At 36.2% G+C, this 10,070-nt stretch carries 13 protein-coding genes and 1 pseudogene; 4 read left to right on the forward strand and 10 right to left on the reverse strand.

Going from position 1 to position 10,070, the window contains the following annotated elements; genetic code table 11:
- Positions 1 to 68: 68 nt before the first annotated feature.
- The 7 genes from PQ474_RS24955 to PQ474_RS24985 all read right to left on the reverse strand — a co-directional run bounded on the left by PQ474_RS24955 (position 69) and on the right by PQ474_RS24985 (position 4,972).
- Positions 69 to 893 carry a DUF2207 domain-containing protein gene (locus PQ474_RS24955; RefSeq protein ID WP_273848282.1) on the reverse strand — a complete coding sequence of 275 codons (825 nt, stop codon included), beginning with the start codon at positions 891 to 893 and terminating at the stop codon, positions 69 to 71.
- Between the two features lie 64 nt (positions 894 to 957).
- Positions 958 to 1,383 (reverse strand): PH domain-containing protein, encoded by a 426-nt coding sequence (locus PQ474_RS24960; protein WP_273848283.1) that lies wholly within the window; start codon positions 1,381 to 1,383, stop codon positions 958 to 960.
- 60 nt (positions 1,384 to 1,443) lie between these two features.
- The gene (locus PQ474_RS24965; protein ID WP_273848285.1) at positions 1,444 to 2,319 is read right to left on the reverse strand and encodes an ABC transporter ATP-binding protein; all 876 of its coding nucleotides are present in this window, start codon (positions 2,317 to 2,319) and stop codon (positions 1,444 to 1,446) included.
- A 12-nt stretch (positions 2,320 to 2,331) separates the two neighbouring features.
- Positions 2,332 to 2,724: a GntR family transcriptional regulator gene (locus PQ474_RS24970; RefSeq protein WP_273848286.1), complete on the reverse strand. Its 393-nt coding sequence runs from the start codon at positions 2,722 to 2,724 to the stop codon at positions 2,332 to 2,334.
- A gap of 18 nt (positions 2,725 to 2,742) precedes the next feature.
- The gene (locus PQ474_RS24975; RefSeq protein WP_273848287.1) at positions 2,743 to 3,483 is read right to left on the reverse strand and encodes a hypothetical protein; all 741 of its coding nucleotides are present in this window, start codon (positions 3,481 to 3,483) and stop codon (positions 2,743 to 2,745) included.
- Positions 3,484 to 3,497: 14 nt separating this feature from the next.
- Positions 3,498 to 3,980, reverse strand: coding sequence for a small multi-drug export protein (locus PQ474_RS24980; protein WP_273848288.1), 483 nt, complete (start codon positions 3,978 to 3,980; stop codon positions 3,498 to 3,500).
- A gap of 224 nt (positions 3,981 to 4,204) precedes the next feature.
- Complete coding sequence (locus PQ474_RS24985) at positions 4,205 to 4,972, reverse strand: MerR family transcriptional regulator (protein ID WP_273848289.1); 768 nt, start codon at positions 4,970 to 4,972, stop codon at positions 4,205 to 4,207.
- Between the two features lie 147 nt (positions 4,973 to 5,119).
- Between PQ474_RS24985 and PQ474_RS24990 the strand changes: the two genes are divergently transcribed.
- Complete coding sequence (locus tag PQ474_RS24990) at positions 5,120 to 6,049, forward strand: ABC transporter ATP-binding protein (protein ID WP_273848290.1); 930 nt, start codon at positions 5,120 to 5,122, stop codon at positions 6,047 to 6,049.
- A gap of 1 nt (position 6,050) precedes the next feature.
- Complete coding sequence (locus PQ474_RS24995; protein WP_273848291.1) at positions 6,051 to 7,163, forward strand: ABC transporter permease; 1,113 nt, start codon at positions 6,051 to 6,053, stop codon at positions 7,161 to 7,163.
- 183 nt (positions 7,164 to 7,346) lie between these two features.
- Here PQ474_RS24995 and PQ474_RS25000 read toward each other — a convergent pair whose 3' ends face one another.
- Both PQ474_RS25000 and PQ474_RS25005 read right to left on the reverse strand, forming a co-directional pair.
- Positions 7,347 to 7,559 (reverse strand): DUF1801 domain-containing protein, encoded by a 213-nt coding sequence (locus PQ474_RS25000; protein WP_337956411.1) that lies wholly within the window; start codon positions 7,557 to 7,559, stop codon positions 7,347 to 7,349.
- Positions 7,499 to 7,711 carry a hypothetical protein gene (locus PQ474_RS25005; protein WP_273848292.1) on the reverse strand — a complete coding sequence of 71 codons (213 nt, stop codon included), beginning with the start codon at positions 7,709 to 7,711 and terminating at the stop codon, positions 7,499 to 7,501. Before PQ474_RS25005 ends, PQ474_RS25000 begins: the two co-directional genes overlap by 61 nt.
- Before the next feature lie 325 nt (positions 7,712 to 8,036).
- On the opposite strand from PQ474_RS25005, the gene PQ474_RS25010 reads away from it, so the two are divergent.
- Positions 8,037 to 8,480 (forward strand): hypothetical protein, encoded by a 444-nt coding sequence (locus PQ474_RS25010; RefSeq protein WP_273848293.1) that lies wholly within the window; start codon positions 8,037 to 8,039, stop codon positions 8,478 to 8,480.
- Between the two features lie 54 nt (positions 8,481 to 8,534).
- On the opposite strand, the gene xerA is transcribed toward PQ474_RS25010, so the two are convergent.
- Positions 8,535 to 9,524, reverse strand: coding sequence for a site-specific tyrosine recombinase/integron integrase (gene xerA / locus PQ474_RS25015; protein WP_273848294.1), 990 nt, complete (start codon positions 9,522 to 9,524; stop codon positions 8,535 to 8,537).
- 241 nt (positions 9,525 to 9,765) lie between these two features.
- On the opposite strand from xerA, the pseudogene PQ474_RS25020 reads away from it, so the two are divergent.
- Positions 9,766 to 10,070: pseudogene (locus PQ474_RS25020) on the forward strand (transposase); the annotation flags it as partial.

Raw genomic sequence — 10,070 nt, forward strand, 5'->3', positions numbered from 1 at the left:
TTTTTAAAAATGAATGAGCTGCGTCTTCTTTAGTATTGCCTTTTTTCCTAAATTACAGAAGTTTATTTTCATGGTAGTTCCAGTTCTCTCATTACAACGGCTTTTTTACTTTTTGCTTCAAGCCAAGCTTTCACGAAAACGAATACCAACAATAAAGCAAATAATGGAACAAGGATGACACCGATCGATGAAAGTTGCTCTTGTCTCGCTGCTTTTGCCATTTCTGTTTCTAGTAAATGTTGCTTTTCAGCTACAATTTCATCATACATAAACTTATTTGCAGTAAGGTTACTTACAGGAAAGAGTTCAGGAGCATAGGCAACCCGAATGTCACCATTTCGTTTACGTGGAACTTCTCCCATCACAAACTGAACTTGACCGTCATCAAATACGGTTTCCGTTTTGTACGCCTCATCATAGCCAAAGGCAATAAGAGCAGTTGTCGGCTCTGGCGGAATAACATAAACTATTAAATTTTCATATGTTGCCTCATTACTTTTATCAAAAAATGGCCAGTAAAAATCGGCAACATCCTCATAAACGTCAACACCGTTGTTGATTTTATACGTTATATCAATGGTTATTGTTTCGTCTTTCCCTTCCCGATGAATTCGATGTTCTGTTCTGTCTGTCTCTATTAGTAACGGATCGTTGCCTTCAAAAGCTTCAAGCTCAACTATTTCAGTGCCTTCTTTCGGAATTAATTCTCGAATAATCCCCCCGAATTCGCCACTAAATTCATACGTATGTTCCTCTTGAACTATAACTTCACCATTTGGTTGTAGATATGCATGAATTTTTACATTAGTAATGTTGTAATCAGCGGCATACACTTCAGTCGGAATAAAAAATAGAATTGTCATGAGAAGCACGCAAATTATGTTTTTATTCATTCATTCCTCCTACCTTTCCACGTTTCATGTAGGGTCACAAGGTGTGATTCCCCATTTCATCGCTTCACTTCCCTAGCCTATCTTTTAGTTTCTTATCCAAAACGATATTTGGATTTTCCTGTACTAATAATTGAACAAATTCACGTTCATTTTTAGGCGAAATAAACACCCCATCAAAAAACTTACCGTGAATAATCGCGATCCGATCGATTGATAATTCAGGAGCAGAAATCGGATTTTTTGTTTTGTTGATTTTACTTATATCTTGTATGTTTACCTCTTTTCGAAATGGACCATATTTAATTTTAAGAATACTATTTTCAATCGTATATCCCGTTGAAAACCATAACCATCCTATAAAGAATGCAATCGGCAATGCAACGAGTAACCCAACAACTTGTTGTTCGATAGTCGCTGGAACTACCATTGCTAGAATCGCTCCCCAAATAATTAACGTTAACCATAAGTCTTTTTTAGATGGAAAGTACATAAACTTCATCCTCAGCTTTATTGATATATAATCATTTACGTTTCAAATCATCATAAAGTTTCATTTGCTTTGACCACGACTAATCATTTGCTCAATCACTTCTTCAAGGGATAAACGATTAATATGGCTAATCGAAATTCCACTTTCTTCTAATTCTTTCTCGATAACTGGAAGATGATTCGTAACGATTTGAGGTGGATTGGCATCTAACTTTATAACATGCGGTTGATCTTTCAATGCTTCTGAAAGATGGGACACCCACAGCCTCGCCCACTTTTCATGAATTTCATCTTTATCGAATGTAGCGATGATTTTTCCATTATCTAAAAGCGTAATAGAATCACACAATTGCTTTATTTCATCAATATTATGCGTCGCTAGAATAATACTTCTTTCGCCATCCTCCATGTAGTTCATCAAATCTTCTTTCATTTTCTGTTGTGAAACGATGTCTACACCAGCTGATGGTTCATCTAACAATAAGATTTTTGTTTCATGGCAAAGAGCAAAAATAAATTCTACTTTTTTCTTCGTTCCTTTTGAGCACTTTCCAAACTTTTGCTCCTCATCAATGCTGTACCGTTTAAGCAAAAGTGCGCAGTGCGGTTGATCCCACGTTGGATACCAATAAGCGATCAATGAAGCAAGCTCTTTCACCGTTAAATGGCCAAATGGTTCGAGTAAATCACCAACATATCCAATTTTTTGCTTTATTTCGGTCTCATTGCTAGCAAAATCCTGACCAAAGAGATGGATCGATCCTCCATCTGCTTGAATAAGGTTCATCATCATTCGAAAAAAAGTTGTTTTACCAGAGCCATTGGCCCCAACGACTGCTACTGCAGTACCTTCTTCTACTTGAAAATCGATAGGACCTAAAGAAAATTTTTTATAATGTTTCGTTATCCCTTTTATATCTATTATTGAGGTATTCATGTTCATCCCCCATTATTTATTATTAAAGTTTCGGTTTAACACTTCATTGAAAATCGTCAATAAATCATCTTTCGTACTACCGACTTGCTTGCCTTGTTCAATTGCTTTTTGGAATGCATCATACACAACCTTTTGTTTCGCTTCTTCCTTTTGTAGCTTCTCAATCTCTCTTACAAACGTTCCTTTCCCTTGAACCGTTTTAATATAGCCGTTACTTTCTAAATTTTGATAAGCTCGCCTCGTTGTTATAACACTGCACGCTAACTCACTTGCCATCGCTCGAATGGATGGGAGCGGTGTTCCTGATGGAAGGTGCCCACCTACAATTAGTGCTTTCACTTGCGTTTCAATTTGGTGATAGATAGGTTCTCTACTTTCCTCTGAAACACGAATCGGTAGCTTCATCGCTTCCCCCTCCCTCCATTACAAGTAATCTCTTTTTGATAATCTCATTGTCAGCAATTTGTTCCAAATATAGCTGCCACAAACGCCGACAAAAATTGAGACGGCTGCTAATGGCCAACCATGACTTTTAATCAGGACCAATATCATTTCGACGATGCTTAAGCCTACTAAACTGTAGAAAATGAATACAGTTATGAGAAAAACGACAATAAATACCCACGGAAGCAGATGCAATATTTTCCCGTTGGTTCCATATTCAACGAATGGATTGACTCCTCCTATAGCTAAAGCATAGCCTAACCAAAAAAGGATAAATATTAAGTACTCTACCGGAGTCATAAGCTCAAAGAAATGTGCCGGTACAGCGATCGTTATCGTTAAATAAAAAGCAAAAGACATGATGATCAATGTTCCAACCATGAGAAAGATTCGACTTAATGAAAGGATGGAAACAGGAATCGGTAAGGTCCGGAAAAAGGCCATTCTTTTACTAAATGGATCGTCCTTTATCGTTTGAAAGTTTAAATAAGGTCGAGACATAAAGATCGCTGCAAACGATGGCGTCAGTCCGACAAACATAATGTCTAGTAACATACGATTATAAAATATCGTTTCTGTTCCAGAAAGCTTTCTTACTGACTGTTCAAGCAGCGCCGCCGATACTAAAGCCAAAAAGATCGTTACAACTAACGTCAAGGCAATTGCTACCCATTGTGATTTGAATTCCTTTTTAGCTAACCAAAATGCCTGTTGATACAAGTCACTTCCTCCTCTTAATCAAAAAGATTTTGTCGCTCGTTGTGTCCAAGTAGATCGATGCCGAAATGAACCAAAACGGCAAACGTTACACTCCAAATCACAATACTTGCCGTCATCCAATAGGCTGTTTTCTTTTTCGCTCCCCCTAAGGTTAAGCACATAAACGCAGTAAGATGACTCCCAACAAATAATGGACCAATGATGGCCAGACCTGGTAAGCCGTACTTTTTCCAAAGCTTTTGCGCTCTTACTGTTCGTTTATTTGGTGCTTTTTCTTCTCCACTCTTTCGTTTTTGTCTCCACTCTTTAATTTTATTAGCAAAAACAATCACGAATAAAACCGTTACGATATTTCCTATAAGTCCAAGGATAATTACAGGTACTGGAGCTAAACCAGCAATGATCGCTAACGGAATGACGCCATATGCCTCAAAAAAAGGCAACGCAGCCAATATAAAAACAAGAACATACATCCACAAAGTATCAAATACATTCATTTGTAAACCCCTCCAGGTGTTATGGTGTTTATATCTATATACACACTATAACATCATCGCAATTTATTGCAAAGTATAAAAAGAAAAATAGGGAACCCATTTTATGGAATCCCTATAATGCTTTTTCATTGATTGTTATTATTTTTCTGCAAATTCATTCTCTTTAACCATTTGCTCATTTCCATTTAAAGTCAATAGTAATTTTCCTCTTCTAAACAAATGGATCAGTTGTTTCTCATAGGGCCTGTATAAATTAGAATTGCGTCTCTTAAAAATTCTGTCATCCCTAGATTCCTTTCATAATACTTCTTAAATCGATCATCATTTACATACATTTGAGCAAGACCAGCATGAGCGCCCTTGCTGTACTCCCTCCAATAATACATAAGCCACTTCTTATGCAATTCCGCCGTTTTTTGTGCAACATTGCTCGATGGGTCTCCAGTTTTAAATGCTTCTTCCAGAGTCTCCAGGACTTCATTTGCAAGACGGCTAACCTCGTCATGCTCTTCTTTTGTCATATTATTAAGTTTTTCATTAGACTGATTAACTACATCATCGCCATATATTTCACGAATCTCATTCCCGTATTTTTCCTCGTTGTCATCAATCAATTGCTGCTTAAAACCTTCAAATTTCTCTTTATCTGTCATTACAATTCTCCCTTCCATTGAATCAATTGTTATTTCTACATTGGCAATCAAAACATCTAACTGCTTCCTTTTTCCAAGAAGTTGTTCTCGATGTTCCTTCAGGGCTTGGGTTTCGTCATATAAAGGGGAAGTAATGATTTCTTTGATCCTTTCAAGACTTACCCCTAATTCTTTATAAAACAAAATTTGCTGTAATCGATCCACTTCTACCTGACCATAAATTCGATATCCTGACGAGTTAATTCTTGCTGGCTTAAGAATATGGATTTCATCATAATATCGAAGTGTTCTCGTACTGACTCCTGCCAGCTGAGCAAGTTTCTGTATGGTGTATTCCATTTGTTCACCTCCTGATACTATCACTCTACACCTTTACGCATGCGTAAAGGTCAACTAAATCTTTTCAAAAAAATAAAAGTTCGAAACTATCCTTGTAACTAACACGAATGCAAATATGTTATAGTTTTTATGTAAAGGAGGAAAAAAATGACTATTTTAGATGTGAAAAACTTAAAAAAATCTTTTGGTTCCAATCATGCGGTTCAAGACATTAGTTTTTCCGTGAAAGCTGGTGAGGTATTTACCATTATCGGACCGAATGGCGCAGGAAAAACCACAACCTTAGAAATGATTGAAGGCTTAGTTCCTCCCGATGATGGTGAAATTCATTTTGGAGAATTCAACTGGGATAAACATGCAAGAACGATTAAACAGAAGATTGGTGTACAGCCTCAATCTAGTGCCATGTTTGATTTATTAACTCCCGAAGAAAACTTGAACCTGTTCGCTACCTTTTACGATAAAGCCCGCCCAACTGAAGAGATCCTTAATTTAATTAACCTTACAGACCATCGCAATAATCATGTGAAAAAGCTCTCAGGTGGTCAACGACAAAGGCTTGCCATTGGACTCGCTATCATTAGTGATCCTGAAATTATTTTTTTAGATGAACCTACGACGGGACTTGATCCACAAGCTCGTCGCAACATCTGGGATATCATCTTAGAACTAAAAAAACTTGGGAAAACGACTATCTTAACTACGCATTATATGGAGGAAGCAGAAAAATTAAGTGATAGAGTTTGTATCGTGGATCAAGGAAAAATTGTTACATTAGATACACCTTCAGCACTTATTGAAAAGTTAACAGAAGAAAGGGAAGTACGCCTTTCCTTCATCAATGGAGCTGAGGCTGCGGAAGAGGCGAACCTCTTTTCAAACAATCTTGCATCCGTTACTCGAACGGAGCTTGAAGAAGCGTCCTTAATACTATGGTCCACCGATCCGGAGAATACATTATATAACTTATTTGGTTTTACAAAGGAAAAGAATTATCAGGTAGAGCAAGTCTCCATTCGTGAAAAGAGCTTAGAAGATGTTTTTATTGCGTTTACTGGGAAGGAATGGAGGGATTAAGTTGAATCAATTCAAACAGATGTTTGTTGCTCAATTAAAATTAACTTTTCGTGAAAAACAAGCTTGGTTTTGGGGGATATTTTTCCCTGTTATTTTAATGTCTATTTTTATGGTAATCTTTAGCGGAAGTTCTGACAATCAGTTTTCTGCAAAGGTGGCCATTGTTAACGAAAGTCCAAATCCTACATCAGAAATGCTATTACAGCAACTCACTCAAATCCCAGTTTTAGAAATAGAAACTGGTGACACTGTAAGTCGTGAGAAAGCTGATGAACTGGTAAAAGACCAGGAAGTCCATGCTGCTATTGTCTTACCTGAATCAGCAGATGATACTTCCATTTCCCTAATAGTAAATAAAGAAAACGAACAAGGTGTTACAACACAAGCCCTGTCAGGAATGCTAAATAACTTTGTCCAGCAGGCAAACCTCTATGCTGTAGGTGCAGTCCCTACATATGAATTACATTTTGAATCCATTACTCCAAGTAGTAACCAACTGAGTTATACTGACTTTCTTCTCACTGGTATGATTGCGTTAGCGATTGCTCAAGGGGGAATGTTCGGGATGGTTGATTTAGTAGAAATGCGACGGAAAGGATTAATAAAAAGGTTACGCATGACTCCCGCCAATATGAATATTTTTGGTTTGAGCGATATGATTATGCGGTTGCTATTTAGTGTCATTCAAATTATCTTATTAACGATCATTGGCGTTTCCCTATTTGGTGCTAATGTATACATCAATTTTCCTAGCTTACTCGTTGTCTTCTTACTAGGAGCCTTATCTTTTAACGCTTTAGGATACTTTTTCTCCTCCTTTAGTAAAACTTCTGAAGCGTATATGGGAGTTGCCAATATTGTCAGCTTCCTCATGATGTTTTTGAGTGGAATATTCTTTCCCATTGAGACAATGCCTGAGTGGATCCAGCCACTATCCAATATTCTTCCACTTACTTACTTTGTGGAGGGCTTAAGAGAGAGTATGGTTTATTCCACTAGCATCTTTACGACAAGCCTTTGGACTGCTATTGGAATCATGGTCCTTTGGGGAGGAACTGCCTTTATCATTGGTTCATGGCTGTATAAGCGGAAATCCATTGTAGCAACGAGATAATTACAATTCAAAAAAGATTTTTTACCTTGTATGTTCACTTTAGTTACAGAAACAGATAATTAAGACTAAAAGCGCTTGCCTTCCAAGCGCTTTTTCTAGTTCTAGACTGATTGTCGTTCAACAAATCAACATATGACTCATCAATGAAGCAAATAATCGTACTTTCTCTTTTTCTGCTCAAATTTACTTATTAAGCTCTATCGCCTCGCGAATCATCGAAATATACAAATCAGGGTTAATAGTTTCTACTTTTTTCACCTGTATATGTCGCATTTGTTTACCTGTTCCTTGAAGTACACCATCTGAGTCAGAAAGCTCCGAACCTTTATAGAACCCTAAGTTAACATGATTTTTAGCTGGCGCAATATAACATACCAGTCCGTCTTGTGAATAAATCGGCTAGACCATTTGATTTCTTCCATCATTTCTGGAGAAGCCTTAAAAATAAGCTCTCTCAAACGTACAACTATTTCTTTAATATGACTTGGGAGCGTTTCAATTAATTTTGTTACCTCATTATTTTCTCTTGTATCCATCGACATTGCCATTTTACAATTCGGTCTCTCTCAATATCTTAAATTCCAATTTTTCGAGTAAAGTGTTTAGCACTTAAGAAGTTTGTTGTTCTTTCGGTACAGATTGCTCTTGTAAATCAGCGTTACAAAACAGACAATATTCTTTACTATTCTTCATTAACTCATATCCTTTCAGTTAATTCACATTTTGAGTCAAATACGAAAAGACGATCACTTAAAAAGTAATCGTCTCTTAGGTGATTAATTCATTACCCGTATTGTTGTACTACGCAAAAGAAAAATGAATAAAATCTTCCACAATACAAATTATAACGTTAAAATACTTGGAGGTAGATTAATGACCGAATTATTGTTGTGGATACTGTTTTTAGGGCCTCCGCCTTTACTACTACTATTAGATTTGAAACGAGTTAAACGATTTTTATCCGTTGCTTTTTTTACACTTATATTAACTTCAATTTACTGGCAAATGGAAGAAGTCTGGAACTGGTGGACTGTAAAGGAAAACCTTTTTTTTCTTACCAACATCTCATCCTTTAATTATGGATTTCTTCCTGTAGTAACAATCATCGTGTTCTATTTTACTTATCATAATGTTTGGTTATTCTTCGGAACTAATCTATTAGTAGATGCTATTCAAGCCTTTATAGTTAGTCCTTTTGTTTTTGAACGAATAGGACTATATACGATGGATAATATGAGTAACTTTTGGTTTTTTCTTTTATTATTGAGCATTGTTCCAGTTATCTACCTTTATCAAAGATGGTACGACAGTATTTAAATAAAAGGTTTTTGATTTTACTACTACGCAGTATTTAGTCAAATGGACAGCAACTTATTGAATCAAATACTTTTGATGTTGCTCTCGCTTTCGCTCATGAGTAATCTTTGCATATCTAAGTGTCGTATCAGGTGAACTATGTCCTAAAAGCTCTTGAATAGCAACCAATTCAGCTCCATTGTTTAAGGTTAAAGTAGCAAAAGTGTGTCTTAAAACATGGGGACTTACTTTGTCTTGTAAACCTGCTTTTTGGGCGATTATATCTATTTCCCTTTGTATTCCTCGTTTAGATAATCTTCTAAAAGGTTTTCTCTCTGTAACCATCAAGGCTTCACAATTGTCATTTCTGCCTTTTAGATATTTTCCTAAATGATACATTGCTCTAATCGAAAAATAGACTTCCCTTTGTTTATCGCCTTTACCAATAACTAATGTACTCATATCTTGTAGATTGATATCAGCTTTATCTAATCCATGAACTTCAGACAATCTACAACCGGTTGCGTACAATATTTCTAGAAAAGCACGTTGCCTGACTGTATCGCAGGATTCTCTTAACATTTCTAATTGTTCGATTGATAGTGATTTTGGAAGTCTGTATTCATCTTTCGGAGCTTTTAATTTGGTAGTTGGATCTCGCTCAATATATTCTTCTGAAGCTAACCAACTAAAAAAACTCTTTAAAACAGATAATTTCTTTCTAATGGTGCTCATTTTTAAGGTCCCATCTTGACTTAAATACATTCGAACATCTGCTGTAGCTATGTCCTCAGCCTTCTTTTTTACGATATCAGCAAACATACTTAATTCCATGAGATAGTTGTCTAGAGTAATAGAACTTAAACCTTCTAGCTTTTTTGCCGAGATAAACAATTGTATTTTATCCTCGAGGTCAGGATGTACCTCACCTAACTTAACTCTTTGAAAATAATACTCTGATAGAACGGTAGATAATTTATTCTTTGTACTTTCCACTTCAATATTAGGATACAAATCTTTTAAAGCAACTACTAAATCCGATAATATTTGTTCATCTAGATTCATAATGATCCACTCTCCTAAGTTCTTATTAGTAACTAAGGATTACCTATTCAAACTGCAAAAATACCAACTGAGTTAGTATGGACCACTTTTTTTAACCCTTTGAATAAGAAAGAGACGATTACTTTTGGGGTAATAGTCTCATAATGGTTGTGTATAGTGATGCTAGTCTAAAAAGTGGACACGGTAAATTGGGAGAATATCAAGTATAATGATAACTAACATTTTATCGGGAGTGTCCAAGATGAGAAAAACATTTGATAAAGAATTTAAATTAGAAGCAGTTCGTATGGTTAAAGAAGATGGAAAGAGAGTGGCAGAAGTTGCACGGGAGTTAGATCTTGCTGAGCAAACGTTGCACAATTGGGTGACTAAATACAATAAAGAACAAGAAGCTGGGTTTGTAGGCAGCGGTAATCTAAAACCAGAAGACCAACAAGCACGTGAATTTCAAAAACGAATTCGTGATTTAGAAGAGGAAAATGCCATCTTAAAAAAGGCTATGGGCATCTTCGCAAAAAACCAGAAATAATTTATCACTTCATTGAA

This window comes from Halalkalibacter alkalisediminis, assembly GCF_028610705.1.
In the GTDB taxonomy this organism is placed as follows: domain Bacteria; phylum Bacillota; class Bacilli; order Bacillales; family Bacillaceae_D; genus Halalkalibacter; species Halalkalibacter alkalisediminis.